The organism is Pseudonocardia sp., assembly GCF_025965585.1.
In the GTDB taxonomy this organism is placed as follows: Bacteria; Actinomycetota; Actinomycetes; order Mycobacteriales; family Pseudonocardiaceae; genus Pseudonocardia.
Genome location: NZ_JAOPWR010000043.1, coordinates 1 through 26564 on the forward strand (window position 1 = coordinate 1; position 26564 = coordinate 26564).

A 26564-nucleotide genomic window follows, 5' to 3' on the forward strand; every position below is an offset into this window, starting at 1 on the left:
CTCGCCGACGCCCGGCACGGTCAGGGTCCGCGCGCGGAAGAGCGCCCCGGGAGGTGGGGCGGCACGGCCGTCCCGGGGGCCGGAGCCCGAGCGGGCACCGTCCGCGCTGCCGCCGCCCGGACCGTCGTCGGGCGTGCCCGCGGCCGGACTCCCGTCCGCGCCGGAGTCGGCACCGTCGGGGTCGACGCCGTGGCCGCCGAGGGCGTCCGCGCCGTGGTCGTCCGCGCCGTCGCCGGCAGTGTCATTGCGGGCCGCGTCATCGCCGGCAGTGTCCTCGCCGGCAGTGTCCTCACCGTGCCCTTCTCGCGGGGCGTCGCCGTCGGAACCGCCGGGGCCTCCCCCACCGCCCGGCGGGTCGTCGTCAGGATCCTCGGGTGCTGCCTGCTCGGCCGCCCGCCGCATCGCGTCGTCGAGCGCGCCCTCGTCCATGCCGGGCTCGTCGAAGGGATCGCGGCGGCGCCGGTGCGGCAGCGCCAGCCGCGCCGCGACGCGTACGTCCTCCTCCGTGACGGCGGACGCCCCGCGCCACGCCGCGTGAGCCGCAGCGGTGCGGGCGATGACCAGGTCGGCGCGCATCCCGTCCACGTCGAAGGCGGCGCAGACGGCGGCGATCCGGCGCAGCTCGGCGTCCGGCAGCGCCACCGAGGAGAGGCAGGCCTGCGCGGCGGCGATCCGGGCGGCGGTGCCGGACTCCGCGTCTGCCCAGCGGGCGGCGAACGCGGCGGGGTCGTCCTCGAACGCGAGCCGGCGGCGCACCACCTCGACACGCGTGTCGACGTCGCGCGCGGCCCGCACCTCGACCGCGAGCCCGAAGCGGTCGAGCAGCTGCGGACGCAGCTCGCCCTCCTCCGGGTTCATCGTGCCGACCAGCAGGAACCGGGCCGCGTGCGACACCGACACCCCGTCGCGTTCGACGTGGGCGCGGCCCATCGCGGCGGCGTCCAGCAGGAGGTCGACGAGGTGGTCGTGCAGCAGGTTGACCTCGTCGACATAGAGCACGCCGCGGTGGGCCTCGGCGAGCAGGCCGGGCTGGTAGGCGCGGACCCCCTCGCTCAGCGCGCGCTCGAGGTCCAGCGACCCGACGAGCCGGTCCTCGGTGGCGCCGACGGGCAGCTCGATCAGCCGCGCGGGCCGCGCCCCGGCCGGTCCGGGGGCGTGCGGCCCGTCCGGGCAGGCCGCGTCCGGGGCGGCGGGGTCGCAGCCGAACCGGCACCCGGGCACCACCGCGAGCTCCGGCAGCAGTGCCGCCAGCGCCCGCACGGCAGTCGACTTCGCGGTGCCCTTCTCCCCGCGCACGAGCACCCCGCCGACACCCGGGTGCACCGCGTTGAGCAGGAGCGCGAGGCGCAGGTCGTCGTGGCCGACGACGGCGGAGAACGGGAAACCCGGGGTGGTGACGGCGGTGCTCACCCCTGGGACACTGCCAGACCGGACGTCACGACCGGCAGCTCCGGGGCCGCACCGTGATTGATCACATGTGCAAGCGCGCAGGTGTCGAGGTGCGCCTCGACGAGGTCCCCGAGCAGGTCGAGCTGGGCGGCGCGCGCGGCGGCGAAGGACGTGTCGGGCGCGGCGGCGAACCCGTCGCGGCCGGCCCGCTCGGCGACGCGGGCCAGCAGCAGCCGCCGGAAGCCGTCGTTCTCCAGCAGGCCGTGCCAGTGGGTGCCGAGCACGGCGCCGGCCTCGGACCCCTCCCCCTCGACCAGCTGGGGGTCCCCGGAGCGCGTCACGCGGCCGTGGTGGATCTCGTAGCCCGACACGGGCTCGCCCCACGCCGTGCCCGTGGGATTGCCGAGGTGCTTGGCGGCGTCGAACTCCACGTCCAGGTCGAGCAGGCCCAGCCCCACGGCGCTGCCCCCCTCCACCCCGTGCGGGTCGGCGATCGCGCGGCCGAGCATCTGGTAGCCGCCGCAGATACCGAGCACCGGTCGACCGGCGCGGGCGTGCGCCGTCACGGCGTCGGCGAGCCCGGTGCGGCGCAGCCAGGCCAGGTCGCTCACGGTCGCCTTGGATCCGGGCAGCACGACGAGGTCGGCGTCGAGCAGGCGCGAGGGTTCCGTCACGTACCGCACCGCGACGCCCGGCTCGCACGCCAGCGCCTCGGCGTCGGTGGCGTTGGAGATCCGCGGCAGCCGGACGACGGCCACGCGCAGCCACTGCGACCCGTGCGGCGGCGCGGGCCGGCCCAGCACCCCGTCGGCGACGGCGGAGAGCGAGTCCTCGGCGTCGAGCCACAGGCCGTCGGCCCACGGTACGACCCCGAGCGTCGGGCGTCCGGTGAGCGCGCGGAGCTGGTCGAGGCCGGGCGCGAGCAGCGAGGGGTCGCCGCGGAACTTGTTGACGACGAACCCGGCGATACGGGCCTGGTCGGCCGCGTCGAGCACCGCGACGGTGCCGAACAGGTGGGCCAGCACTCCGCCGCGGTCGATGTCGCCGACCACCACCACGGGCAGGTCCGCGGCCTGCGCGAGGCCCATGTTGGCGATGTCGGTGCCGCGCAGGTTGATCTCGGCGGGCGACCCGGCGCCCTCGCAGATCACCACGTCGTACCGCGCCCGCAGGTCGCGCAGGGTGTCGGTGACCACCTCGAGCAGCGCCGCCTTGCGGTCGTAGTAGGAGCGCGCGCTGACCGTGCCGTCGGCGCGGCCGAGCACCACCACCTGTGAGCTGCGGTCGCTGCCCGGCTTGAGCAGCACCGGGTTGAACGTGACGCTCGGCGCGAGTCCGCAGGCGTGGGCCTGCATGGCCTGGGCCCGGCCGATCTCGCCGCCGTCGGTGGTGACCACGGAGTTGTTCGACATGTTCTGCGCCTTGAACGGCGCCACCGAGACCCCCCGGCGATACAGCCACCGGCAGATCCCCGCCACGAGCGCGCTCTTGCCCGCGTCGGACGTGGTCCCGGCCACCAGCAGCGCACCCTGCACGGGCCCACGCTACGTCCGCTGATCCCCGCCCTGCACACGGCGCTGATCAAGGCGCAGATGTCGTCGGTGGATCTCCGAGAGCGACATCCTCGCCTTGATCAACGCAGTGGGGCGGTCCCGGGCGTCAGAAGACCCCGCAGATGCCCTTCGGCGTCGAGTGCAGCGCCAGGTTGCCCGTCCACGTGTTGGCCGTGCCCAGGGTCCTCGGTCCCACGCTGGCGTCCTGGCAGTCGAGCGGCCCGGGCGCGATGCGGTTGCCCGACACCGTGACGCCTGTGTTGTCGGCGTCGAGCCGGATGCCCACGGCCGAGCTGTTCGCGATGTTGTTGTCGCGCACCGTGCCCGACGTCTGGCCGCTCAGCCACATCCCGTTCTGCCGGCCGATGATCTGGTTGCCCGAGACCGTCAGGCCGACGTTCGCGACGCCGAACGTGTTGGTCACCCGGATCCCGGTGGACGCGCCCTCGCTGACGACATTGCGGGTCAGCACCACGTTCGTCGTACCGCCGCCGACGTAGAAAGCGCTCCCGACGGGCACTGTCGCGGTCGGGCGGCGCACCACCACGTTGTCGGCCACCGAGGCGCCCGTGGCGTTGACGACCACGGCGAACGTCACGTCGTCGACGCTCTGGTTGCGCTCGATCCGCAGCCCCGTCGACGGCCGGGCGGCGTCGCCCGCGGTGTTGACGGCGGCCGAGGTGTGGCCGATGAAGAGGTTGTCGCTGATGGCGAGGTTGTCGCCCGGGCCGCAGCAGATGAACACCCCGGAGCCGCCGGCGCCCCCGGTGCGGTTGTTGGAATCGAAGCGGTTGTGCGCCACGGAGCTCGCCATCGCGCCGAGCGAGCTCATGTTGATGCCGTAGGTGGTCTGCGTGACCACGTTGTCGATGAACGTGAACCCGCTGCCGCCGCCGAAGGCCTCGATGCCGTCGGCGGTCTGCAGGGTGGTGCCGGAGTCGCGGATCGTGAACCCGTCGACGGTCACGCCGCTCGTGGCCCCGGTGATCCGGATGCCCGCGGCACCGCCCCCGTCGATCACCGACTCCTTGGTGACGTCGGTGCGCCCGGCCCGCGCGTCCACCCCGCGGTGGGCACCGCGCAGCGTGAGCGGCTTGTCGATGACGACCGTGCCCGTGTAGACGCCGGGGCAGACGATGATCGTGGCGCCGGAGGCGGCCGCGGCGACGGCCGCGACGATCGTCGGGTAGGTCGGCGCGACGCAGGTCGCGCTCGCCACCCCGACCCGCAGCACCGTCGGCGTCGCCGCCGTCGCCGGCGCGGACACGGCCAGGCCTGCCGCGAGAACCGTCGCTCCGAGAACAGCGACGCGACGTGATCGAACACCTACGGAACGTAACGACATAGTGCGGGACGGTCCCGACATCCGTTCACCTCCGGGAATTTGTGACGCGCGACATGGCTCGACGCGACGCAGCGTGCCGCACCCCTGCCGGGACACACCCGAAAGACACCCGCTGGGGTGACCCCCGACCAGCAGGACCACCGGCGGGCAGGCCGTCCGTCGCGAGGCATACCGTGGTGAGGTGCGTTTCCTCCTGCGCCCGGGCTGGCTGGCCTTCATAGCGGTCGTCGCGGCGTTCGTCGTCTGCTGCTACACGCTGCTCGCCCCGTGGCAGTTCGGCCGCGAGGCCGAGCGCGACGCCCAGCAGAAGCTCATCGACACGGCGTCGGCCACCGCACCGGTGCCGCTGGGCACGCTCGTCCCCGCGGGAGCGGGCGTGGCGCCGGGCATCGAGTGGCGGCAGGTGACCGTGTCGGGCACGTACCTGGCCGCCGACGAGTCCCTCGTCCGGCTGCGGGTCTACGACGGCAAGCCCGCGTTCGAGGTGCTGACCGCGCTGCGCACCGACGACAACCGCCTGCTCGCCGTCGACCGCGGGTACGTCACCGCGGCCAACGGTGCCGTGGTACCGCCGATCGCCGAGCCCCCCGCAGGCCGCGTCACGGTCACCGCGCGCCTGCGCCTGAACGAGACCGACCCCGACAAGCGCCCGATCTTCGAGGCCGACGGCTACAAGCAGCAGTACGTCACCGACTCGCGCTCACTGGCGAGGGCCACCGGCCTGGCGCTCGAGCCCGGCTACCTGCAGCTGGCCGCCGACCAGCCCGGCGTCCTGAACCCGCTGCCGGTGTCGCCGGAGGCCGCGGCCAGCGGCGCGCCGTTCACCAACTTCTCCTACGCCCTGCAGTGGCTGACGTTCGGCGCCATCGCGGTGTTCGCCCTCGTCTACTTCGTGCGCCTGGAGATGCTGCAGCGCCGCAAGGGAAAGGGCAGGATCGTCGAACGCACCGCCCTGCGCCGTGCGCTGGCCGGGGACGACCTCCCCGTTACCCCGGAGCCGGAGGCGACCGCCGGGACGCCGCTGTCCGACCGCTACGGCCGCCGCTGACCCCCGAGGTCCACGACCTGCACCTCCGGCCCGCCGCGACCATCGCCGCCCGCACGCCGCGTCCGGCGTGACGCGGTCGGCCCACATGGGCAGCCCGTTCCGGTCATGATCACCGTATCGGCGCGTTGTCGGCCGGATGTGGCCGGGAACGCGCCCGTCTGGTGATCATGGGGCACTGAGCGGGATCCCTGCCGCCGGCGGGCGGTGAGGCGGTCAGCGACTCCGCGCCGCCGCCACCCCCACGGCCAGCACCGCCGACGCCGCCCCCACCAGGCGCGACAGGTGGGCGGCGCGGCGCAGGTCGTCGGGGGCCGGGGGTGGGCCGGAGCCCAGCCGCGGCCGCTCCTCCACGCCGTGTGCGTAGACCGTCCGTCCTCCGAGTCCGACGCCCAGCGCCCCCGCTGCGGCCGCCTCGACGGGGCCGGCGTTGGGGCTGGGGTGCGCGGACGCGTCGCGCAGCCACGTCGTCACCGCGGCACGGGGTGATCCGCCCACTGCCGGGGCGAGGCCCGCGAACAGCAGGGCCGCCACCCGGGCGGGCAGGAGGTTGGCCACGTCGTCGAGACGGGCCGACGCCCAGCCGAAGCGCTCGTACCGGGGTGACCGGTAGCCGACCATCGCGTCCAGGGTGTTCACCGCGCGGTAGCCCAGCAGCCCGGGGATCCCGGCCACCGCGCCCCAGATCAGCGGGGCCACCACCGCGTCGGAGGTGTTCTCCGCCATCGACTCGGTGCCCGCCCTGGCCATGCCGGCGGCGTCGAGGAGGTCGGGGTCGCGCCCGCACAGGGAGGGCAGCCGAGCCCGTGCCGCGTCGAGGTCCACCCCTCGGCTACCGGCCTGCACGCGCCGGGATGTGCCGACCCGCGCACCGATCCGTGTCGACTCGCGGGGGGTGGGGGGTGCTTCCGCCTCTCCCCCCGTCGCCCCGAGCTCTCGCGCCAGGGCGTCGCCGTGCCCGGCCAGGGACGAGCCGCCCAGCACCGCCCACGTGGCCACCGCGGTCAGGGCCGTGCCCAGCACGGGACGGCGCCGTCCCACCGCCTCCGCCGCCACGCCGAGGCCGACGGCCCCGCCCACCAGCACCGCGGTGTAGGCCACCCCGGCGTCGCGGCGGTCGACGTAGAGGCGGCGTTCGAGCGCCGCGGCGCAGCGACCGAAGCCGGCCACCGGGTGCCCGCGGCGGGGGTCGCCCAGCAGCGCGTCGGCCACGGCTCCGAGCAGCAGCCCCGCTCCGCGCGATCTCACACCGGCGACGCTACGTCGGGCCCGGCGCGCACCCGGCAGGCGGGGGATCATGGGCGGCATGCGTACTGACGTGGACCCCGACGAGGTGGGAGCCGGCAGCTTCTACAAGCTGATGACCTCGGTGATCGTCCCCCGCCCCATCGCCTGGGTCTCCACCCGTTCCGCCGACGGCGTGAACAACCTGGCGCCGCACTCGTTCTTCACCGTCTCGTGCGTGGACCCGCCCATGGTCCAGTTCACGAGCGTCGGGAAGAAGGACTCGCTGCGCAACGTGCAGGAGACCGGCGAGTTCGTGGTCTGTCTGGCCACCGAGCCGCTGTTCGAGCAGGTCAACGCGTGCGGCACGGACTTCCCCGCCGGCGTCAGCGAGTTCTCCGAGGTCGGCCTGACCGCCGAGCCGAGTGCCGTGGTGGCGCCGCCGCGGGTGGCCGAGTCACCGGTGGCACTGGAGTGCCGCCTGCACCAGGCCCTGGAGCTGGGCGACTCGACCGTGGTGATCGGCCGCGTGGTGCACGCGGCGGTGGACACAGACGTGTTCGACGGGGAGCCCATGCAGAAGGGCGACGACGGGCACCTCAACCTGCCCGGCATCGCCGCGCTGCGCCCGCTGGCCCGTCTGGGCAAGAACGAGTGGTCGACGATCGGCGAGGTGCTCGACATCACCCGGATCCCCTACAAGCAGTGGCCCGGCCACTTCGAGAAGGGCGACTACTCCCCGCCGACCGCCTGACCCAGCCGCAGCCCGTAGACGCGCTGCGCGTCGGCCGCGATGCGGTGCAGGGAGCACGGCCAGCGTTCACCGGAGCCGCTCGAGTTCCGGCACGCCGTGCAGCGCCCCAGCCGGTCGGGCACGTGCGCGGCCAGCAGCCGGCGCCACACCTCCGGCATCCCGGCCATCTCCTCGGCCATCGGCTGGTGCGCCTGCATCTGCTCCCCCTGCGCGTCGCTCACGGTTCGGGCTACCTCCGACGGGGCCGGAGGATTCCTGCCGTGGCCCGGCCGTCGGTGGGCGGCGAGCCGCCCGCGACCGGCGACCGGACCATACCCAGTCATATCGTGCACGACCGTTCGGCCCGGCGGCGGAGCCGTTCGACGGAACAGCGCGTTCTACAGGGTGAACTCGCCGTCCGGGGTGGCCACCACGGTGTCGGTGTCGGCGCCGTGCAGCTCGCCCTCCCGGCCCCGCAGCTCGACGCGGCGGATCTTGCCGGAGATCGTCTTCGGCAGCGGCGCGAACTCCAGCCGGCGGATGCGCTTGTAGGGGGCGAGGTTGTCGCGGGCGAACTGCAGGATGTCGCGCGCGGTCTCCTCGGTGGGCTCGAAACCGGCGGCGAGCACGACGTACGCCTTCGGCACCGAGAGCCGCACGGGGTCCGGCGACGGCACGATCGCCGCCTCCGCGACGGCCGGGTGCTCGATGAGGACGCTCTCCAGCTCGAACGGGCTGATGCGGTAGTCGCTGGCTTTGAACACGTCGTCGGCACGCCCGACGTATGTGATGTAGCCGTCCTCGTCGCGGGAGCCGACGTCACCGGTGTGGTAGACCCCGCCCGCCATGGCCTCGGCGTTGCGCTCGGCGTCGCCGTAGTAGCCGACCATGAGCCCCAGCGGGCGCTGGTCGAGGTCGACGCAGATCTCGCCTTCGAGCACGCCCTTCTCCCCCGTGGCCGGGTCGACCAGGACGATCGGGTAACCGGGGATCGGGCGGCCCATCGAGCCGGGCTTGACGGTCTGGCCGGGCGGGTTGCCGATCTGGACGGTGGACTCGGTCTGGCCGAACCCGTCACGGATCCGCACCCCCCAGGCCTTGTCTATCTGGGCGATGACCTCGGGGTTGAGCGGCTCCCCCGCGCCGACGACCTTCTGCGGCGGCGTCGCCAGCGTCGACAGGTCGGCCTGGATGAGCATCCGCCACACGGTGGGCGGGGCGCAGAAGCTCGTGACGTTGCAGCGGTCGAGCACCGAGAAGACGCTCGGCGCGTCGAACTTCGTGTAGTTCATGACGAGCACGCACGCCTCGGCGATCCACGGCGCGAAGACGTTGCTCCACGCGTGCTTGGCCCAGCCGGGCGAGGAGATGTTGAGGTGGACGTCGCCGGGTTCGAGCCCGATCCAGTACATCGTGGAGAGGTGCCCCACCGGGTAGGACGCATGGGTGTGCTCGACGAGCTTCGGCTTGGCCGTGGTGCCGGAGGTGAAGTAGAGCAGCAGGGTGTCGGAGCCGTGGGTGACGCCGTCGGCGCTGAACTCCGCGGAGGCCGCGTCGGCGTCGGAGTAGTCGAGCCAGCCCGCGGGCGCGTCGCGCACGGCGATCTTCGTGTAGTCGCCGTCGACCCCGTCGAACTTGCCCGTGTCCGTCCCGCCCACGATGACGTGCTTGGCGCCGCCGCGGTCGAGCCGGTCGCGCAGGTCGGCGGCCGTGAGGAGCGTGGTGGCCGGGATGACGACGGCGCCGAGCTTCATCGCCGCGAGGATCGTCTCCCACAGCTCCACCTGGTTGCCGAGCATGAGGATGATCCGGTCGCCACGTGCGATGCCCTGGGCGCGCAGCCAGTTGGCCACCCGGTTGGAGCGCTCCGCGATCTCGGCGTAGGTCCAGTACGCCTCGCTGCCGTCCTGCTCGATGATCCACAGCGCGCGCTGGTCGCCCCGCTGCGCGGCGACGTTGTCGAAGTGGTCGAGCGCCCAGTTGAACTCGCCGATCTCCGGCCAGGAGAAGTCGCGGTAGGCCGTGTCGTAGTCCTCCCGGTGCGCCACCAGGAAGTCGCGGGCCGCGTAGAAGGCCGCTGCGGACGCGTTCATAGATCCACCTCGTGAAGTAGCCGCTCTGCTCAGGTGCACCCTAATGATCGCGGAGCCCGGCGTCCCACCTCCGATCGGAGACAGGCGTGGCGCGATCCCACCCGGACGTGACACGTCAGGCGGCGGCATCCGGAGCGGCACCGTCCTACGGTTGACGCCGTGAGCGTCTCCCCCCTGCGTGCCGCGGCCGGCGCCGCCGTCCTCGCGGTCCTCCTGGCCGGCTGCGGTGGCACCACGGCCCCCGCGGACTCCGCGGTCCTGACGGCCGCGCCGTCCACCACCGCGGCCCCGACGACCGCGCCGACGACGACCCCGGCGCCCACCACCACGACGCCCGCCCCCGTCGCCGTACCCACGAAGCCCCCGAGGTCGGCGACCGCCCCCGTCCCGCTGCTGCCGTGGCCGACCGCGAACCCCACGCGGCTGCAGGCGGCGGTGGACGGCGGCGCCCAGCCGTGGCTGCTGGACCCGACCGACCTGGCGGAGTCCTACGTCCAGGCGACATACGGCTGGGCCGAAGCGACCGCCACCCCGGTCCCGGGCGGCACCTCGGCGAGGACGACGGTGGACGTCCGCAACACCGACGGGGCGCGGCGCACGCTCACGGTCGCCCAGCCCGGACGCAAGGGCCAGGGCGGCATCTGGCTCGTCACCGCCGACACGAAGGCGTGACGACCGTGTCACGCAGGGTCCCCGCCGAACGCCGTACTCACTGGTTCGAGTGAACAACGGCGAGAAGTGCAGCGTTCCGCCCGGCCGCGGCGATCTAGCAGTCAGACCGGCGCACGGGGCGCCGAGCACGACCGGCAGGGGTTGACGACATGAGCAACGAGACCAGTATCGACTCGGTCCACCAGGACATGTTCACCGTGCTGCACGGACAGCCCGCGCCCGTCGTGACGCGCTGGAGCTACAGCGCCGCCGACCCCTTCGCCGTCGTCCTGGCCGTCCGGACCAGGCACGACCGGTGGGTCGAGTGGTTGGTGGCCCGCGACCTGGTGGTCGACTCGCTGGACGGTCCCGCCGGCTACGGCGACATCCGGATGAGCCCGCAGCGGGTGCAGGGCTACGACATCGTGGAGATCGAGATCCGGTCCACCGACGGCCGGGCGGTGCTCGAGGTCGACCGCGACCTGCTGCGGGACTTCGTCGAGTCCAGCACGCGGATCGTCGCTCTGGGTGACGAGGCCGGCCGCATGGACATCGACGGCGAGATCGCCCGGATCACGCAGAGCTGCGCGGAGTAGGAGGGGGCAGCTCCGGCGGCTCGTCCCGCCGGAACTGCTCCGCGTACCGCCTGACACCCCGGTCCCGCCGGGCCGCCTGCCGCTCGTCGCGCACCTGCTGCGCGGTGCCCCGCAGGAACCCGGCCTTGAGCGCCCGGCTCTCGCAGGCCTCCTCCATGTAGGCCACCGCGTAGATCATCCCGACGAACAACCCGCCGAGGACCGCCATCAGGCGGACCCACGGCTCTGTCGGCAGCAGCACGTAGATCAGCACCGCCACCGGCAGGATCTGCACGAGCGAGCGGAGCAGCGACCGCATCCGCCACCACGGCGCGGTGACGTCGCGCAGCACCCACTGGCTGTACCGGATCGACAGCCGTCCGCCCATCGCGTACCACAGCCAGCGCAGCGGATCCGGACGTTTCACCTCCCGCACGCTACGCCGGGCGTGGTCTGATGCGGGACGTGAACACCCCGACGTCCGCCGATGTGGCGAGCGGCATGCAGGCGCTCGCCCGCCACGAGATCGACCCCACCGCCACCGTCACCGCGGCCTGGCCGATGCCGGGCAACGCGGGGCTGTCCTTCGGCTGCGACGTGGTGCTCGGCGACGGCTCACGGCTGCCGGTGGTGATCCGGCTCGCTCCGCCCGGGGTGCGCCGCAGCGGCAACACCGACGTGCTGCGCATCGTCCCGCTGCTGGACGCACTCGCCACCGGGGGCGTCCCGGTGGCGGCGGTGCGCTTGTCGACCGACGACGAGCGGTGGTTCGGCACCGACGGCGTCGTCCAGGATCGGCTCGACGCGCTGCCGCTGCACATGGCCGACACCGCGCTCAGTGCCACCGTGGCGGTGCCGGACGCGCTGGAGCAGGCGGTCGGCGTGCTGGCCCGGATCCACGCGACGCCCCCGCCCGCGGGCTGGGAGGAGCCACGCTCCCTCGCCGACGAGGTGGCGTTCTGGGCGCCGATGCTCGGGAAGGCGAGCGACCCGACGTGGGCCGAGGCCGGCACGGCGCTGCACGACGCGCTGCTCGCCGATCTCCCGCACGCCCCGGACGTCGGGATCTTCCACGGGGACTACCACACCAACAACGTGCTCTACGACGCCGACGGGACGCTGGCCGCCGTCGTCGACTGGGAGATCTCCGGCGTCGGCGCGCAGCTGCTGGACCTGGCCTGGCTGGCGATGTTCACCGACCCGGGCTGCTGGCACCCGGACTTCGCCGCGCGGATGCGGGTGACGGCCGACGCCGCGTGGCTGCGGGAGCGCTACGAGAAGGCCGGCGGGCGGTCCACGGCCGGGTTCGGCTGGTTCCGGGCCCTGGCCTGCTACCGCTTCGGGGTGATCTCGGTGTTCAACGTGCGGCTGCACCGCACGGGCCGCCGCGTCGACGCAACGTGGGAGGACCGCGCGCTGTCGATCCTGCCGCTGTTCGAGCGCGGGCTCGCGTTCCTGCGGGAGCAGGCGTGAGCACTCCGGCCGCCCTGTTCGACCTGACCGGCCGCGTCGCGCTGGTCACCGGCGGCAGCCGCGGGCTGGGCCGGGAGATGGCGCTCGCGTTCGCCGCGGCCGGTGCCGACGTGGCGGTCGCGTCGCGCAACCTGGAGGCCTGCGAGGCCGTGGCCGACGAGGTCCGCGCCCTGGGCCGCGATGCGTCCGCCCACGCCTGCCACCTGGGCCGCTGGGACGAGGTCGGGACGCTCGCCGACGCCGTGCTGGAGCGCTTCGGGCACGTCGACGTGCTGGTCAACAACGCCGGCAAGTCGCCGCTCTACGAGCGCCTGGCCGACCTCACCGAGGCGCAGTACGACAGCGTGCTCGGGCTCAACCTCAAGGGCCCGTTCCGCCTCACGGCTCTCCTCGCCGAGCACATGCGCGCGGCCGGGCGCGGCTCAGTGATCAACATCTCCAGCATCGGAGCGTTCCGGGCGGACGCCTCCGCGGTGCCCTACTCCGCGGCGAAGGCGGGCCTCAACGCGATGACCGCCGGGATGGCGCAGGCCTACGGGCCGCAGGTGCGCGTCAACGCGATCGCCCCCGGCGCGTTCGCCACCGACATCTCGCGCGCCTGGACCCCCGAGGTCGTCGCGGCGCTGGAGGAGCGCACCGCGCTGCACCGGGTCGGGCAGCCCTCGGAGGTGGTCGGCGCGGCGCTCTACCTCGCGAGCGACGCGGCGGCGTTCACGACGGGCACCGTGATCCAGGTGGACGGCGGCACGCGGTAGCGCAGCACGTCGGCCCCGCTCAGAGGCCCGAGCCGGGCCCCACGTCGTCACGCCCGTAGGCCGCGGCGGACGCGCCTCCCGCCTCACGCGCGGCGTCGAGGCGCTCGGCGGGCTCGCGCAGCGCGTGCCGGCCGATGGGGACGAACCCGTCGTCGTCGGGATCGCGGATGAGCTCACCGTCGTCACGGACGTCGCGCAGCGCGTCGCCGAGGGCGCGGTCACCGCGGGGGCTGCCGGCGTCGGCCGCCTCCACCTCGGCGTCGGCGGCGGGGTCGGACACCCTCGGGGACGGCTCGGTCTCCGCCGGCCCCTCGCCGTCGCCGATGTCGTGCACCGCCGCCTCCTCCGCGGAGGCGGCTCCCCCGTCCACACCGACGTCGACGGCCCCGGCGCCGTCCGCGACGAGCCGGCCGGCCCGGTCGGGGTCCTGCGCGGGGTCCTCGGGCTGCTCGCGGCGCAGCCGGTCGTCGAGGGAGTCGCCGTCGCGCATGCCGGCGCCGGTGACGGCGTCCTCGTCGAGGCCGTAGGGCCGGTCCGGCGGCACGTAGCCCGCGTCGAGCGGGTCGCCGTCGCCGACCGGGCCGTCGAGGGTCTCGGCGGTGTCGAGCTGTACGGCTGCTCCTAGGTCGGGGGACTGGGGCTGCTGGTCGTCGGGGCCTGCCATGCGGGTCGTGTACCCCCGTTCGCCCGGACCCACACGCGCCCCGTTCGCCCGGTGTGTTCTGATCCATCTCCAACCGGGGAGGGAACGACGATGACGTCATCGCGTGGTCCGGGGCCCGTCCGGCCCCGCGACGCCGCCGCCACCCGTCGCGCGCTCCTGGAGGCGGCCCGCGAGCTCTTCGCCACCGACGGGTTCGACCGGACCACGGTGCGCGCGGTGGCCGATCGCGCCGGGGTCAACCAGGCGCTGCTGTTCCGCTACTTCGGCAACAAGGAGGGGTTGTTCGCCGAGGCCGTGCGCGGCCAGGCCCTGGCCCTGCTCGACGCGGGCCCGCGCCACGAACTGCTGGAGCGCACCGTCGCCACGATGTTCGACCCCGCGGCGGCGCGCAGTGCGGGCCCGCTGCTCGCACTCCTGCGGGGGGCGAGCAGCGCCCAGGTGGGCGAGGAGGTGCGGACCCAGCTGGCCGAGGCGTACACGGCCGCGTTCGCCGACCTGGTCCCCTTCCCCGACCGCGACGACGCCGTGCTGCGCGCCCAGCTGTTCCTGAGCTGGCTGCTCGGGATCTCGCTCATGCCGACGGTGGCGCCGGAGGGCCGGCGGATCGACGCCGAGGCCGCGAAGGCCCACGTCCTGCGTGCCGCCCGGGCGCTGCTCGGTCTCCCGCCCAGCGGTTGACAGGTGACCGTGAGCATTCCTAACCTCTGATGTAAGCGATTGCTTACAAGATCGGGGATCTCATGACCACCACCCGGCCAACCGGCACGTGCCCATACCCGTTCTCCGCGCCCGACGCTCTCGAGGTCGACCCGCGGTACGCGCGGCAGCGGGCGGACGAGCCCGTCTCGCGGGTCACGCTGCCCCACGGCGGCGACGCGTGGCTCGCCACCCGCTACGACGACGTGAAGACGGTGCTGGCCGACCCGCGGTTCAGCCGCGCGGCGGTCGTCGGGGCCGACGTGCCGCGCGTGCGTCCGGAGATCGACAACGAGGCCTCCTCGATCCTCAACATGGACCCGCCGGAGCACTCCCGCCTGCGCCGCCTCGTGGCGAAGGCGTTCACCGCGCGCCGGGTGGAGGAGCTGCGCCCCCGTGCCGCGGAGCTGACCAGGGGGATGCTGGCGTCCCTGCGCGCCGCGGGCCCCGGCGCCGACCTCGTCCAGCACGTGTCGATGCCGCTGCCCGTCACGATCATCTGCGAGACGCTCGGCGTTCCGGTCGAGGACCGGGAGATCTACCGGGCCGGCGCCGACGCGGCGCTCTCCACGTCGTCGATGACGCCGGAGGACCGCGCGGAGGCCCGCACCCGGATGCTCGCCTACATGGCCGGGCTCGTGGCCCAGCGACGCGAGACCCCCACCGACGACCTGCTCGGCGCCATGGTGACCGCCCGCGACGAGGAGGACCGCCTCACCGAGCACGAGCTCATCGGGCTCGCCGTCGGCATCCTCATCGCCGGCCACGAGACCACGATGAACCAGATCAGCAACATGACCTACCTGCTGCTGACCCGCCCCGACCGCGGCGCCGCGCTGCGCGAGGACCCGGACGGGATCGCGGCGGGCGTCGAGGAGCTGCTGCGCTTCACCCCGCTCGGGGCCTCCGCCGGGTTCCCGCGGATCGCCACCGAGGACGTGGAGCTCTCAGGCGTCACCGTGCGGAAGGGCGACGCCGTGCTCGTCTCGGTGGTGGCCGCCAACCGCGACCCCTCCGTTTTCGACCACCCCGACGAGCTCGTGCTGGACCGCGCGGACAACCGCCACGTCGGGTTCGGGCACGGCGCCCACCACTGCCTGGGCGCCCAGCTCGCGCGGATGGAGCTGCAGGAGGCGATCGGCGGGCTGCTGCGCGAGTTCCCCGACCTGCGCCTCGCGGTCCCGGCGCAGGACGTCGAGTGGCGCACCGGGGCGTTCGTCCGCGGTCCGAAGGCCCTGCCGCTGGCCTGGGGCGCGTGATGGTGATGGCCGAGCCGAGAGCCGAGCAGTGGACGGTGTCCGTCGACCACGGCAGCTGCATCGGCTCGGGCATGTGCACCTCGACCGCCGCCGGCCGGTTCGTGCTGGGCGCCGACGGCCGGGCGGGCGTGGTGCCGTCGCCGATCGACCCCGACCCGTCCGTGCTGAACGCGGCGGAGTCCTGCCCCGCCGAAGCGATCACCGTGACCGCTGTGGACACCGGGACGGTGCTGGCCGGGCCGGAGTAGAGCCCAGCGCCGTGCGGCGGACGTGGCGCCGGCCGAGGCCCGCGGCGCCGCCCTCGGCGGCCGGTCCTTCTGCGTACTTCATGCTCTCCCTGTTCGCGCCTGAAGCCATTAGCCTGCCCCGATGGGAAGATCCTCGCTCCTCGTGGGCACCTCCGACGGCACCAGGCTCGTCGGTCAGCGCTGGACCGCCGACGAGCCGGCGCGCGCCGCGCTCGTCCTCGTCCACGGGATGGGCGAGCACTCGCTGCGCTATGACCGGCTCGGCAAGGCGCTCGCCGCCGCCGGCATCGACGTCCTCGCCGTCGACCAGCGCGGCCACGGGCGCACCGCCGCCATGGCCGGGCAACCCCTCGGGACGCTGGGCAAGCCCGGCTGGGACGGCCTCGTCGCCGACCTCGCACTCGTGGTCCGCAGCACGCGCGGCGAGCGGCCCGAGATCCCGATCGTGGTGCTCGGCCACAGCATGGGCTCGTGGGTGGTGCAGCAGTACCTGCTCGACCACTCCGACGACGTCGTCGCCGCGGTGCTCTCGGGCACGGCCGCGCTGGACGAGGTGGCCGCAGCGGTCGACCCGAGCAAGGACGTCGACCTCACCGCGTTCAACGCCCCGTTCGCACCGGCCCGCACCGACTACGACTGGCTCTCCCGCGACGAGAAGGAGGTGGACGACTACGTCGCCGAGCCGCTGTGCGGGTTCGGCCTCGACAGCGACGGCGCCGCCGGCCTGGTCGCCGCGGCCCCGCGGCTCACCGACCCCTCCTCGATCCGCTCGGGCCTGCCGCTCTACGTGATCGCGGGCAGCGACGACCCGGTCAACGCGGGGATGGCCTGGCTGACGCCGCTGCTGGAGCGCTACCGCACGGCCGGCCTGGACGTCACCGCGAAGGTCTACGACGGCGGGCGCCACGAGATGTTCAACGAGACCAACCGCGACGAGGTGGTCGCCGACCTCACGACCTGGCTGGACTCACAGCTGGCCTGACCGCCGTTCGACGTGCACCTGCACCGACCGCCCGTCGTCCGACAGCCAGCCCTTCCTCTCCGCGTAGGCGGTCATGGCCGTCCATTGCTCCGCCCAGTCCGGGGTGGTGGCGAGCAGCGCGGCGCGGGAGCGGAGCACGCCGAGGTCGAGGTGCACGGTGTCCGCGTCCACCAGCTCGCCCGTACCCGTGGTGGCCAGCGCCGTGCGCAGGCGGGCCTCGTCGAGGTCGGTCTCGAGGTGCAGGCGGCCGCAGTCGTCGGCGTCACGCACCACGGCGCCGTCGGCGTCCAGTCGAACGATCATCCGTCCGATACTGCCCGCTTCGCCCGGACGCCGCGAGGTCGGACGATGGTGTTCGCGTGTCCACTCGGACGGGAGCAGGCGTGGCCGAACCGGTGCTGCCGCTGGACGTGTCGGTCGTCGACGTCGGGCTGCCGATGTTCGCGGCCGTCTCCGTCAGACCACCAGGCCCAGCAGCAGCACGAACACCAGACCGGTCACGGAGATGATCGTCTCCATCAGCGACCAGGACGCGACGTTCTGGCCGACGCTGAGCCCGAAGTACTCCTTGACCAGCCAGAACCCCGCGTCGTTGACGTAGGAGAAGAACAGCGACCCAGCCCCGATCGCGAGCACGAGGAGCGACGTCTGCCCGGGGTCGAGGGTCGACACCAGCGGCGCGAGGATGCCCGCCGCCGTCACCGTGGCCACCGTCGCCGAGCCCGTGGCCAGCCGGATCAGCACCGCCACGAACCAGGCCAGCAGCAGCACCGAGACGCCGCTGCCGCGCACCCACCCGGCGATGAGATCGCCGATCTGCGTGTCCACCAGCGTCTGCTTGAAGCCGCCACCGGCGGCGACGATGAGCAGGATGCCCGCGATCGGCGGCAGCGACTTCTCGACCGACGACGCGACCCCACGAAGGTCCATCCCGCCCCCGCGGCCGAGGGTGACCATCGCGACGACCACGGCGATGAGCAGCGCGATCAGCGGGGTGCCGACGAAGTCGAACACCGCACGCAGCAGGTGGCCCTCGGCGGTGAGGATGTCGACGAGTGCCTTGCCCAGCATCAGCACGACGGGCAGCAGCACCGTGGCGAGCGTGACGCCGAACGACGGGCGCACGCGGGTCTCGACGGCGGTGCCGCCACCGGTCTCCGGCGGAGCGGGTTCGGCGGAGGAGAACATCTCGGGCGCCGGCACGTCCACCCAGCGCGCCACGACGCGGGCGAACAGCGGGCCGGCGATCGCGATGGTCGGGATCGCGATGAGCACACCGAGCCCGAGCGTGAGGCCGAGGTTCGCTTTGAGCGCGGTGACGGCCACGAGCGGGCCGGGGTGCGGCGGGATGAAGCCGTGCATCGCCGAGAGCCCGGCGAGCGCGGGGATGCCGACGGCGAGGAGCGACAACCCGGACCGGCGCGCGACCAGGAAGATCACCGGCATCAGCAGCACGAGACCGATCTCGAAGAACATCGGCAGCCCGATCAACGCGCCGACCAGCGCCATCGCCCACGGCAGGGTGCGGGCGCTGGAGCGGCCGATGATCGTGTCGACGAGCTGGTCGGCGCCGCCGGAGTCGGCCAGCAGCTTGCCGAACATCGCGCCGAGCGCGATCAGCGTGCCGACGCTCGCGGCGGTGTCGCCGAAGCCCTTGGAGAAGCTCGTGACGGCGTCGGCGACGGGCCGGCCCGCCATCGCGGCCACCACGAGCGAGCCGATCGTCAGGGCGAGGAACGGGTGCACCGAGAGGCGGGTGATGAGCAGGACGATCACGGCGATACCGACGAGCGCGGCCGCGATCAGCTGGCCACCCGGGGCCGCGGCGGCCTCGGCGGCGAGGACGGACGTGGTCATCTCAGTCTCCCTGCGGGCTGTCGGTCCGCGCGAGGTAGTCCTCGACGATGTCGTCGACGGGGTGGTCGAGGTCGAGCGCCACACCGTTCTCGTCGGGCTGCAGCGGTTCGAGGGTGGCGAACTGCGAGTCGACCAGGCTGGCGGGCATGAAGTGGCCCGGGCGGCCGGCGACACGGCGCGCGACGACCTCCGGGCTGCCGTCGAGGTGGACGAAGAACTGCGCCGGCGCGGCCTCGCGGAGCACGTCGCGGTAGGAGCGCTTGAGCGCGGAGCAGCTGATGACTCCGCCGCTCCCGGCGTGCGCGGCGAGCCAGTCACCGATGGTGTGCAACCAGGGCAGCCGGTCGGTGTCGTCGAGCGGGACGCCGGCCGCCATCTTCGCGACGTTCTCCGGCGGGTGGAGGTCGTCGGCGTCCGCGAACGGGACGCGCAGGCGCTGGGCGAGCGCGGCGCCGACGGTGGTCTTCCCGGATCCGGAGACCCCCATGACCGTCAGCAGCGGCGGGGTGGGCGGGACGGGCATCGTTGCTGTCCTCTCTGGGCGTGTGCGCTCAGCGTCCACTCATACATAGTACTTTTGCAACGCTATATCGATTCAGATCGTATGAATCGTTAGCGGAGTGCCAGGATGAGCGCGTGGTACCCACCGTGAACGGACTCCACGCCGATGTGCTCGACCGGATCGGCACGCTGGTCGCTTCCGGCGAGCTGGCCGAGGGCCAGGTCCTGCGCTCGGAGGACCTGGAGCGGCGCTTCACCGTCTCCCGCACCGTCGTCCGCGAGGCGGTGCGCGTGCTGGAGTCGATGGGGATGGTCAGCAGCAAACGCCGGGTCGGCACCACCGTGGCGCCGCGGTCGCGCTGGAACGTCTACGACCCCATGGTCATCCGCTGGCGCCTCGCCGGCACCGGCCGCGACGACCAGCTCCGCTCGCTCTCCGAGCTGCGCGCCGGGTTCGAGCCCGTCGCCGCCCGCTACGCCGCGCAGCGCGCCACCCCCGAGCAGTGCGGCGATCTCGCCGGCGCCGTCATGGACATGGCGGTGCACGGCCGGTCCGGCGACCTCGACGCCTACCTCGACGCGGACGTCCGCTTCCACCGCACGCTGCTCGCGGCGTCGGGCAACGAGATGCTGGCCGCGCTCGCCGACGTCGTCGCGGAGGTGCTGACGGGCCGCACCCACCACGGGCTCATGCCCACCACCCCGGAACCCGCCGCGATCCGCCTGCACGGCGACGTGGCGCAGGCCGTGCAGGCCGGCGACGCCGGGGCGGCCGAATGGGCCATGCACGCGATCATCAGCGAGGCCGCCGACGCGATATTCGGGGACGGGACAGGATGACCGCCATGGAGCCCACCCCCGGACATCTCAGCACCGAGCAGAAGGCCGCCCTGTGCCTCGGCGCGGACTTCTGGCACACGGCCGCCGTGCCCGGCGTCGAGTCGATCATGGTGTCGGACGGCCCGCACGGGCTGCGCCGCCAGCCCGACGGCGGTGACCACGTCGGCCTGTCGGGCAGCGTGCCCGCCACCTGCTTCCCGACGGCGTCGGCGCTGGGCTCGTCGTGGGACCCGGAGCTCGCCCGCGAGGTGGGCGCGGCGATCGGCGTCGAGGCCCGCGAGCAGGGCGTGGCCGTGGTGCTCGGGCCGGGTGTCAACATCAAGCGCTCGCCGCTGTGCGGACGCAACTTCGAGTACCTCTCGGAGGACCCCCTCGTCGCCGGCCGTCTCGGCGCGGCGCTCGTGGAGGGCCTGCAGAGCCAGGGCGTGGGCGCCTCGGTCAAGCACTTCGCCGCGAACAACCAGGAGACCGACCGCGTGCGCGTGTCGGCCGACGTCGACGAGCGCACGCTGCGGGAGATCTACCTGCCCGCGTTCGAGCACATCGTGACGACGGCGCGGCCGTGGACGGTGATGTGCTCCTACAACCGGGTCAACGGCGTCTGGGCGTCGCAGCACCGGTGGCTGCTCACCGACGTGCTGCGCGGCGAGTGGGGCTTCGACGGCCTGGTGATGTCGGACTGGGGTGCGGTGCACGACCGGGTCGCCGCGCTGGTCGCGGGGCTGGACCTGGAGATGCCGCCGAACCTTGGCGTGAGCGACCGGGCGATCGTCGCGGCCGTGACCGACGGCTCGCTGGAGGAGCAGGTACTGGACACCGCGGTCGCGCGCGCCGTCGCGCTCGTGGAGCGGTCCCGCAACCGGCAGCCGGCCACCGCGGACGTCGACGCCCACCACGCGCTCGCCCGCCGGGCGGCGGCGGCGAGCACGGTGCTGCTGCGCAACGACGGCGGGGTGCTGCCCCTGGCCGACGGCGGGCGCATCGCCGTGGTCGGGGAGTTCGCCCGCACCCCGCGCTTCCAGGGCGCCGGCAGCTCGCAGGTGAACCCGACACGCGTGGACGCCGCGCTCGACGCGCTCACTGCCGCGCTGCCGTCGTCGCAGGTGGTGTTCGCGCCGGGATTCGCGGTCGACGGCGAGCAGCCCGCCGGCCTCGCCGACGGGGCCGTGGCCGCCGCCTCGGGCGCCGACGTCGTGCTCGCGTTCCTGGGCCTGCCGCCCGCCGACGAGTCCGAGGGCTACGACCGCACCCACATCGACCTGCCCGCCGCCCAGACCGACCTGCTCGCCCGGCTCGCGGCCACCGGCCTCCCCGTGGTGGTCGTGCTGGCCAACGGGTCGGTGGTGCGCACGAGCACGTGGGAGCAGCACGCCACCGCGATCGTGGAGTGCTGGCTCGGCGGGCAGGCCGCAGGCGGCGCCGTGGCGGACGTCCTGACCGGTGCCGCCGACCCGGGAGGACGGCTGGCCGAGACGATCCCGCTGAGCCTCGCCGACCACCCGTCGTCGCTGAACTTCCCCGGCGAGGACGGGCACGTCCGCTACGGCGAGGGGGTGTTCGTCGGCTACCGGGGCTTCGACGCGCAGGACCGCGCGGTGTCCTACCCGTTCGGCCACGGATTGTCGTACACGACGTTCGCCCACCGCGACCTCGACGTCACGCAGACCGGCAGCCACGACGGCGGTGACCTGGTTCTGACGGTGTCCACCACGGTCGTCAACACCGGGAACCGGGCCGGGAGCGAGGTGCTGCAGGTGTACGTCGGCGATCCGGAGGCCCGGGTCGCCCGGCCGCCGCGGGAGCTGAAGGCGTTCGCCAAGGTGGCGCTGGCGCCGCGCGAGGAGCGGCGGGTGACCGTCACGCTCGGGTCCCGCGACCTGTCCTACTGGTCCACCGGGGACGCCCGCTGGGTCCTCGAGGGCGGGGAGTTCGAGATCGCCGTCGGGGCGTCGTCGCGCGACCTCCGCCTGCGCCGGGTCGTCACGGTCGAGGCCACGCCGCCCTCGCGCCCGCTGACGGCGATGTCGACGCTGCAGGAGTGGCTCGTCGACCCGAAGGGCTCGGCAGCGCTGCTGGCGGCCGTCGGCACCGACCCGGACGGCCGCCCGGCCGGGATCCTCGGCGACACGGAGATGCTCGGCGTCATCGGCAACTTCCCGCTCGGCTCGCTCGCGGCGTTCCCCGGGATGGGCATCAGCCCCGAGGTGCTCCGGACGATCGGGCCCGACGCGTAGCCCGTTCGGTCCTGAGTGGACCGACGAACGGCGCAGGAATGTGAACGGGCGACGACCAACGGATGGCCACAGAGGACGAACGGCACGATCGGCTGTTCAGGTGATGGCCGATGAACGGGCGAACAGCATCTGGCAGGTCGGCTCCCGACGGGGGTAGGACTTCACCGCCAGCCACCAGTCGTCACCCCTTGGAAGGTCCGCCCCCGTGGAACCTCCTGCCATCCCCGCCCAGCGCCGGGGTTCGTCGGATGCGATCTCGGTCGCCGAACTCGTGGTGCTGCACGGCGCCACTCCCGGCGAGACGGCTCGGCCGCACGAGGACGGTCCGGCGATCTCGGTCGGCGCGCTCCTGCGGCGGGAGGGCAGGGCACCCCACGCGTTCGACCGGCCGCTGGTCCCCCGCGGGCACTCGCGCCCCCCGGTGGAGCCGCTGGAGCCGTCCCTGCACAGCGCCCGCAAGGCGTCGGCGGCGGCGGGCGCGCTGCTGGCGGTCGGCGCCGTCCTGGGTACCGCCGTGCTCGACGAGGCGGGACTCCGTCCGCCGGCGAACACCGCACCCGACGAGGGTGGCGTCACGGGCTCCACGGCGCAGGACACGGCCGGGGCGGAGCACTCGGGCGGGCCTGCCGCCCGGCCGGTCGCGGTGTCGTTCCAGGCGCCGCTGAGTCCGGCCGTCGGCGGCATGCTCGGCGGCGGCGACCTGCCGGTCGCGTCCGGCGCGTCCATCGGGCAGGGCGCGTTCGGGCTGCCGCCGACCGGTACGACCGCGCCCTCCACGGGAACCTCGCCGTCCTCCCCGGCGCCGCCCGGCACGCCGGTGGTGGCCCCGCCGGCCACCGGTGCCACGACGGACCCCGGCTCGCCGGGCGCCCCCGTCGTCACCGATCCCGGCACGGGTTCCGACCCCGGCACCGGACCGGTCGTCCCCCCCGTGCTCGGCCTGCCTCCGGTCGACGTGACCGTGACGGCCCCTCAGGTCGGCACGCCGGTCGTCACGCTCCCCCCGGCGACGCTGCCCGACCTCCCCGTGATCGGCGGTGTGCAGACCCCTCCCGTGACGATCACGCCGGTCACGGTCGTGCCACCGCCGGTGTCGGTGGCGGCCGGTGGCGACGGTGTCACCGTTGCGACGGGCAAGGGCACGGTCGACCTCCCGGGCGTCGGTGTGGGCGGTGTCGCGGCCGGGCCGGTCACGGCCTCGCCGACTCAGGTCACGCTGCCCGGCATCGGGGTCTCGGGCGCCACCATCGGCGTCTCCACCGGTGCGACGCCGGAGGTCACGCTGCCCGGTGTCACGGTCTCGCCGACCACGATCGTCACCCCGGACCTGGCCGTGGGTGGCCTCGACGTCCCGCTCCCCGACATCGCGCTCCCGGCGCTCTCCGTGCCGTCGGTGCAGGTCCCGGCGGTGCCGCTGCCCGTCGCGCCGGTGGTGGACGGCGTGGCGCCCGCGATGGCAGGCCTGACGACCCCGGTCACGCAGGCCGCATCGACGGTCACCGCACCCGTCACCGCGGCGGTCTCCGAAGCGGTCCCCGCCGTCACGGCACCCGTCACGGCCGCGGTCTCCACGGTGGTCCCCGTGGTCACCGGGGCCGCCGGGGTCACCGCGCCCGTGACCGGCGCGGTCAGCAAGCCCGCGCCGGGCCCCGCAGCCGTCGCCGAGGCGCCCCCGGTCGTGGCCCCGGTCGCCACGAAGGCCGCACCCGTGGTGGAGAAGGTGGCCGCCCCGGTCGCAGCAGCGGTGCCGAGCGTCGCGGCGGTCGTGGACGACGCGGCGTCGAGCACGGCTCCCCCGGCGGCCGACGTGGCCCCTACCTCCGTCGCCGGCACCTCACGAGCGGCCGACGACGCCGCCCCCGCGGTGGAGACGGCACAGAAGGCCGCGGAGCCGCTCACCAACGCGGCCGAGCAGGTCACAGCGCCGGTGGCGTCGACCGCCAAGGCCGTGACCGGGGCGGTCGGCGGTCTCCTCGGCGGTTCCTAGCCTGGATCCGATCGGACCACCGCGGAGCCCACACAGAGCCGGCCGCGGGTCAGACCGCGGCTGCTGGTGACGGCGCAGAACCACACTCCGATGGGGTCGTGGGCGTCCGCCGGACGGGGGCACGCGGCGCGCGTCGGGCGCGGGGCCGGCCCGAACACGGGCCGTCGGTGGCGGGGATGGGCCCGGGGGGGTCCGTGTCAGGGGGTGTCCGGTTCCGTGATGGAGGTGCCGGCACGCAACGGCGCGCCGACCGCGTGCAGGTGGCGCAGGACGTCACCGTAGGAGCGGGCCAGCGAGCAGCTCGTGTAGCTGACGCCGTGCTCGTCACAGAAGGCCCGCACGATCGGCTGGGCGCGGCGCAGGTTCGGCCGCGGCATGGTCGGGAACAGGTGGTGCTCGATCTGGTAGTTCAGCCCGCCGAGCGCGACGCTCGCGCCGCGGCCGCCGACGTCACGGGAGGTCAGCACCTGCTTGCGCAGGAAGCCGGTGGTGTCTCCGGCGCGGATCGTCTCCATGCCCTTGTGGTTCGGGGCGAACGAGAAGCCCATGTAGAGGCCCCACAGGCACTGGTGGACCGCGATGAACGCGAGGGCCTTCGGCCACGGCAGCACCGTGAACACGGCCCCGAGGTACGCGACGACGTGCACCCCGAGCAGGACGCGCTCGAGGGTGAGCCGCCGTAGCTCGCCGCGGACGGCGGCATCGATGCCCGACGCGTGCAGCGCGAAGCCCTCCAGCAGCAGCAACGGGAAGAACAGGTAGGCCTGGTGGCTCGCCGTCCAGCGGTAGAACCCGTTCCGGGTGCGGGACTGGCCGTCGGTGAACGCGAGGATCGCGATGTGGAGATCCGGGTCCTCGTCCTCGTGGTTCGGGTTGGCGTGGTGACGGCTGTGCTTGCCCATCCACCAGCCGTAGCTGAGCCCCACCAGGCCACCGGCGACGTGGCCGAGGACGTCGTTCGCACGGCGGTCGCGGAAGATCTGCTTGTGCCCTGCGTCGTGGCCGAGGAACGCCACATGGGCGAAGGCCACGGCGAGCAGCACGGCGGTCCCCAGCTGCCACCACGAGTTGCCGAGCAGGCCGAACAGCACCCACGCACCGGCGAAGGCCGCCAGGCAGAGGGTCACCGTGACGGCGTACCAGCCGTGGCGGCGGCGCAGCAGTCCGGCGTCGCGGATCATGCGGGACAGCTGCGCGTAGTCGCCGTCGGGTCGCCGTTCGAGTGCCGCGGGGGCTGAGGAAGCCGGAGTCATCCGAGGCCTTCCGGGTCGCGCCTGACGGCGCACCGGGGTCTCGGGCGAAGCCACGTCGCGAGGGACGCGACCGTTGGTGAGTCTACCCGTCCTGCCCCGTTCCGGCCGCCGACGGGGCAGGCTGTGCGGATGGACCCCGCACCGGACGACGCCGCGGCCCGGCTCGCGGCCGAGCGGGAGACCACCGCGGGACGCATCGCAGCGCTGGCCCGTCAGGTCGCGGGGCTGGCCGACGAGCAGTCCCTCACCACCCACGACGACGAGCACGATCCCGAGGGCGTGACCATCGCCTACGAGCGCGCCCAGCTGCAGGGGCTGCTCGCCGGCGCCCGCCGCGACCTCACCGCACTCGACCGTGCGGACGAGCGACTCGCGGCCGGTACCTATGGCCGGTGCCTGCGCTGCGGGGCGCCGATCCCCGCCGTCCGGCTCGACGCCCTCCCCGCGGCGGAGACGTGTCTGGCCTGCGCGGACCGGCGGCGCTGACGGACAGCGCCGACGGGAAGCGCCGACGTACTACGACCATCGGGCAGGTCCCTCATCCGCGCCCACCTGCCAGGATCGGCGCGGCCCGAGGGAAGGGGGCGCCCGTGACCGCCCGGTGGCACGTCGTGGCGCGCACCCAGCCGCTGCTGCACGAAGGGGCGGACGCCGTCCTGACACCGTTGCAGCGCCGCGTGCTCGGGGTGGACGACCGGAGCGGGCGGCGCGCGACGGCGGCAATCGTGCGCGCCCGTCTCGGGTGGACCCTGTGCGTCGTCGTCATCGTCGGTGGCGGGACGCTGCTCTGGCAGCTGCTGTCCGGCGCCCCCTTCGCCCCCGACCTGTGGCTCGGCCCGGCCGTCACCTTCCCGGTGAGCGGTCCGCGCGCCCCGCTCGCGCCCGTCGACGTGTCGGCCGCCGCACCATCGCCCCCCGCCGCGACGTCCCCTGGCGACCGCACACCGCCCGGCGTCCTCCCCGGCCGCAGCGTGCGCGGCGACGACCGGTCCGGCTCCTCCGCTGAGCGGGTGGAGCCGGTCCCCGAGCCGGACGGCGCCGCCCCGATGTCGGGCAACGGTGGTCCGTCGAACCTGCTGGACGACCGCGTCCCGACCGCCGAGGACCGTGGAGCGTCGAGCGGGCCGGGCAGCCCGACCGGCGGCGAACCGGGCGAGGGCGACCCGGCCACCGCCGGCACGCCGGGCGGCGCAGGGCCCGGGACCGG

At 74.2% G+C, this 26564-nt stretch carries 26 protein-coding genes and 1 pseudogene; 15 read left to right on the plus strand and 12 right to left on the minus strand.

Annotation, left to right across the window (positions count from 1 at the left end):
* From JWR81_RS02180 to JWR81_RS02190, 3 genes are all read right to left on the minus strand, one after another.
* On the minus strand, nt 1-1410 hold a 1410-nt coding region (locus JWR81_RS02180), incomplete at its 3' end, for an ATP-binding protein (protein WP_297645997.1).
* A complete protein-coding gene (locus JWR81_RS02185) occupies nt 1407-2924 on the minus strand; it encodes a cobyric acid synthase (protein WP_297645999.1) in 1518 nt (505 codons plus the stop codon). The genes JWR81_RS02185 and JWR81_RS02180, both read right to left, overlap by 4 nt.
* A 124-nt stretch (nt 2925-3048) precedes the next feature.
* Nucleotides 3049-4209: a right-handed parallel beta-helix repeat-containing protein gene (locus JWR81_RS02190; RefSeq protein WP_297646001.1), complete on the minus strand. Its 1161-nt coding sequence runs from the start codon at nt 4207-4209 to the stop codon at nt 3049-3051.
* Between the two features lie 259 nt (nt 4210-4468).
* Here JWR81_RS02190 and JWR81_RS02195 point away from each other — a divergent pair, with 259 nt between their 5' ends.
* The gene (locus tag JWR81_RS02195) at nt 4469-5335 is read left to right on the plus strand and encodes an SURF1 family protein (RefSeq protein ID WP_297646003.1); all 867 of its coding nucleotides are present in this window, start codon (nt 4469-4471) and stop codon (nt 5333-5335) included.
* Between the two features lie 213 nt (nt 5336-5548).
* Here the strand turns inward: JWR81_RS02195 and JWR81_RS02200 are convergent, their stop codons facing one another.
* Entirely contained in the window at nt 5549-6580 is a 1032-nt protein-coding gene (locus JWR81_RS02200; RefSeq protein WP_297646005.1) for a CobD/CbiB family cobalamin biosynthesis protein, read from the minus strand.
* A 58-nt stretch (nt 6581-6638) separates the two neighbouring features.
* On the opposite strand from JWR81_RS02200, the gene JWR81_RS02205 reads away from it, so the two are divergent.
* On the plus strand, nt 6639-7310 hold the full coding sequence (locus JWR81_RS02205) for a flavin reductase family protein (protein ID WP_297646007.1): 672 nt from the start codon (nt 6639-6641) through the stop codon (nt 7308-7310).
* Here JWR81_RS02205 and JWR81_RS02210 read toward each other — a convergent pair.
* Both JWR81_RS02210 and JWR81_RS02215 read right to left on the minus strand, forming a co-directional pair.
* Nucleotides 7289-7531 (minus strand): hypothetical protein, encoded by a 243-nt coding sequence (locus JWR81_RS02210; RefSeq protein WP_297646008.1) that lies wholly within the window; start codon nt 7529-7531, stop codon nt 7289-7291. The genes JWR81_RS02205 and JWR81_RS02210 overlap by 22 nt on opposite strands.
* A 156-nt stretch (nt 7532-7687) precedes the next feature.
* Nucleotides 7688-9382: an AMP-binding protein gene (locus tag JWR81_RS02215; protein WP_297646009.1), complete on the minus strand. Its 1695-nt coding sequence runs from the start codon at nt 9380-9382 to the stop codon at nt 7688-7690.
* A 159-nt stretch (nt 9383-9541) separates the two neighbouring features.
* On the opposite strand from JWR81_RS02215, the gene JWR81_RS02220 reads away from it, so the two are divergent.
* Nucleotides 9542-10054, plus strand: coding sequence for a hypothetical protein (locus JWR81_RS02220; protein ID WP_297646010.1), 513 nt, complete (start codon nt 9542-9544; stop codon nt 10052-10054).
* A gap of 149 nt (nt 10055-10203) precedes the next feature.
* Complete coding sequence (locus tag JWR81_RS02225) at nt 10204-10629, plus strand: SsgA family sporulation/cell division regulator (protein ID WP_297646012.1); 426 nt, start codon at nt 10204-10206, stop codon at nt 10627-10629.
* Here the strand turns inward: JWR81_RS02225 and JWR81_RS02230 are convergent.
* Nucleotides 10607-11035, minus strand: coding sequence for a DUF5313 family protein (locus JWR81_RS02230; RefSeq protein WP_297646014.1), 429 nt, complete (start codon nt 11033-11035; stop codon nt 10607-10609). The genes JWR81_RS02225 and JWR81_RS02230 overlap by 23 nt on opposite strands.
* 38 nt (nt 11036-11073) lie before the next feature.
* On the opposite strand from JWR81_RS02230, the gene JWR81_RS02235 reads away from it, so the two are divergent.
* Both JWR81_RS02235 and JWR81_RS02240 read left to right on the plus strand, forming a co-directional pair.
* On the plus strand, nt 11074-12081 hold the full coding sequence (locus JWR81_RS02235; protein ID WP_297646016.1) for a phosphotransferase family protein: 1008 nt from the start codon (nt 11074-11076) through the stop codon (nt 12079-12081).
* Entirely contained in the window at nt 12078-12836 is a 759-nt protein-coding gene (locus tag JWR81_RS02240) for an SDR family NAD(P)-dependent oxidoreductase (RefSeq protein ID WP_297646018.1), read from the plus strand. The genes JWR81_RS02235 and JWR81_RS02240 overlap by 4 nt, the downstream gene beginning before the upstream one ends.
* Nucleotides 12837-12855: 19 nt before the next feature.
* On the opposite strand, the gene JWR81_RS02245 is transcribed toward JWR81_RS02240, so the two are convergent.
* Nucleotides 12856-13500, minus strand: coding sequence for a DUF5709 domain-containing protein (locus JWR81_RS02245; RefSeq protein ID WP_297646019.1), 645 nt, complete (start codon nt 13498-13500; stop codon nt 12856-12858).
* 90 nt (nt 13501-13590) lie between these two features.
* Between JWR81_RS02245 and JWR81_RS02250 the strand changes: the two genes are divergently transcribed.
* The 4 genes from JWR81_RS02250 (at nt 13591) to JWR81_RS02265 (ending at nt 16685) form a co-directional block, all read left to right on the plus strand.
* Nucleotides 13591-14178 carry a TetR/AcrR family transcriptional regulator gene (locus JWR81_RS02250; RefSeq protein ID WP_297646021.1) on the plus strand — a complete coding sequence of 196 codons (588 nt, stop codon included), beginning with the start codon at nt 13591-13593 and terminating at the stop codon, nt 14176-14178.
* Nucleotides 14179-14240: 62 nt separating this feature from the next.
* The gene (locus JWR81_RS02255) at nt 14241-15455 is read left to right on the plus strand and encodes a cytochrome P450 (protein WP_297646023.1); all 1215 of its coding nucleotides are present in this window, start codon (nt 14241-14243) and stop codon (nt 15453-15455) included.
* 5 nt (nt 15456-15460) lie between these two features.
* The gene (locus JWR81_RS02260) at nt 15461-15703 is read left to right on the plus strand and encodes a ferredoxin (protein ID WP_297646025.1); all 243 of its coding nucleotides are present in this window, start codon (nt 15461-15463) and stop codon (nt 15701-15703) included.
* A gap of 121 nt (nt 15704-15824) precedes the next feature.
* Entirely contained in the window at nt 15825-16685 is an 861-nt protein-coding gene (locus JWR81_RS02265) for an alpha/beta fold hydrolase (RefSeq protein ID WP_297646026.1), read from the plus strand.
* On the opposite strand, the gene JWR81_RS02270 is transcribed toward JWR81_RS02265, so the two are convergent.
* From JWR81_RS02270 to JWR81_RS02280, 3 genes are all read right to left on the minus strand, one after another.
* A complete protein-coding gene (locus JWR81_RS02270; protein ID WP_297646028.1) occupies nt 16671-16988 on the minus strand; it encodes a hypothetical protein in 318 nt (105 codons plus the stop codon). The genes JWR81_RS02265 and JWR81_RS02270 overlap by 15 nt on opposite strands.
* A 153-nt stretch (nt 16989-17141) precedes the next feature.
* A complete protein-coding gene (locus JWR81_RS02275; RefSeq protein ID WP_297646030.1) occupies nt 17142-18542 on the minus strand; it encodes a GntP family permease in 1401 nt (466 codons plus the stop codon).
* Between the two features lies 1 nt (nt 18543).
* Nucleotides 18544-19065, minus strand: a complete 522-nt coding sequence (locus tag JWR81_RS02280; RefSeq protein ID WP_297646032.1) for a gluconokinase — start codon at nt 19063-19065, stop codon at nt 18544-18546.
* A 113-nt stretch (nt 19066-19178) separates the two neighbouring features.
* On the opposite strand from JWR81_RS02280, the gene JWR81_RS02285 reads away from it, so the two are divergent.
* The 3 genes from JWR81_RS02285 (at nt 19179) to JWR81_RS02295 (ending at nt 24104) form a co-directional block, all read left to right on the plus strand.
* Nucleotides 19179-19883 (plus strand): FadR/GntR family transcriptional regulator, encoded by a 705-nt coding sequence (locus JWR81_RS02285; RefSeq protein ID WP_297646034.1) that lies wholly within the window; start codon nt 19179-19181, stop codon nt 19881-19883.
* A gap of 5 nt (nt 19884-19888) precedes the next feature.
* Nucleotides 19889-22117, plus strand: coding sequence for a glycoside hydrolase family 3 C-terminal domain-containing protein (locus JWR81_RS02290; protein ID WP_297646036.1), 2229 nt, complete (start codon nt 19889-19891; stop codon nt 22115-22117).
* Nucleotides 22118-22322: 205 nt separating this feature from the next.
* Nucleotides 22323-24104, plus strand: a complete 1782-nt coding sequence (locus JWR81_RS02295) for a hypothetical protein (RefSeq protein WP_297646038.1) — start codon at nt 22323-22325, stop codon at nt 24102-24104.
* Between the two features lie 197 nt (nt 24105-24301).
* On the opposite strand, the gene JWR81_RS02300 is transcribed toward JWR81_RS02295, so the two are convergent.
* Entirely contained in the window at nt 24302-25357 is a 1056-nt protein-coding gene (locus JWR81_RS02300) for an acyl-CoA desaturase (RefSeq protein ID WP_297646040.1), read from the minus strand.
* A gap of 129 nt (nt 25358-25486) precedes the next feature.
* Here JWR81_RS02300 and JWR81_RS02305 point away from each other — a divergent pair, with 129 nt between their 5' ends.
* The gene (locus tag JWR81_RS02305; protein ID WP_297646042.1) at nt 25487-25843 is read left to right on the plus strand and encodes a TraR/DksA C4-type zinc finger protein; all 357 of its coding nucleotides are present in this window, start codon (nt 25487-25489) and stop codon (nt 25841-25843) included.
* A gap of 104 nt (nt 25844-25947) precedes the next feature.
* Nucleotides 25948-26564 (plus strand): annotated as a pseudogene (locus tag JWR81_RS02310) (hypothetical protein); the annotation flags it as partial.

Bases quoted from the DNA above. Each gene is read 5' to 3' on its own strand.
- JWR81_RS02290 (WP_297646036.1), top strand. From the start codon at position 19,889: ATGGAGCCCACCCCCGGACATCTCAGCACCGAGCAGAAGGCCGCCCTG.
- JWR81_RS02265 (WP_297646026.1), top strand. From the start codon at position 15,825: ATGGGAAGATCCTCGCTCCTCGTGGGCACCTCCGACGGCACCAGGCTC.
- JWR81_RS02255 (WP_297646023.1), top strand. From the start codon at position 14,241: ATGACCACCACCCGGCCAACCGGCACGTGCCCATACCCGTTCTCCGCG.
- JWR81_RS02275 (WP_297646030.1), bottom strand. From the start codon at position 18,542: ATGACCACGTCCGTCCTCGCCGCCGAGGCCGCCGCGGCCCCGGGTGGC.
- JWR81_RS02270 (WP_297646028.1), bottom strand. From the start codon at position 16,988: ATGATCGTTCGACTGGACGCCGACGGCGCCGTGGTGCGTGACGCCGAC.
- JWR81_RS02250 (WP_297646021.1), top strand. From the start codon at position 13,591: ATGACGTCATCGCGTGGTCCGGGGCCCGTCCGGCCCCGCGACGCCGCC.
- JWR81_RS02280 (WP_297646032.1), bottom strand. From the start codon at position 19,065: ATGCCCGTCCCGCCCACCCCGCCGCTGCTGACGGTCATGGGGGTCTCC.
- JWR81_RS02225 (WP_297646012.1), top strand. From the start codon at position 10,204: ATGAGCAACGAGACCAGTATCGACTCGGTCCACCAGGACATGTTCACC.
- JWR81_RS02300 (WP_297646040.1), bottom strand. From the start codon at position 25,357: ATGACTCCGGCTTCCTCAGCCCCCGCGGCACTCGAACGGCGACCCGAC.
- JWR81_RS02215 (WP_297646009.1), bottom strand. From the start codon at position 9,382: ATGAACGCGTCCGCAGCGGCCTTCTACGCGGCCCGCGACTTCCTGGTG.
- JWR81_RS02205 (WP_297646007.1), top strand. From the start codon at position 6,639: ATGCGTACTGACGTGGACCCCGACGAGGTGGGAGCCGGCAGCTTCTAC.
- JWR81_RS02305 (WP_297646042.1), top strand. From the start codon at position 25,487: ATGGACCCCGCACCGGACGACGCCGCGGCCCGGCTCGCGGCCGAGCGG.
- JWR81_RS02260 (WP_297646025.1), top strand. From the start codon at position 15,461: ATGGCCGAGCCGAGAGCCGAGCAGTGGACGGTGTCCGTCGACCACGGC.
- JWR81_RS02245 (WP_297646019.1), bottom strand. From the start codon at position 13,500: ATGGCAGGCCCCGACGACCAGCAGCCCCAGTCCCCCGACCTAGGAGCA.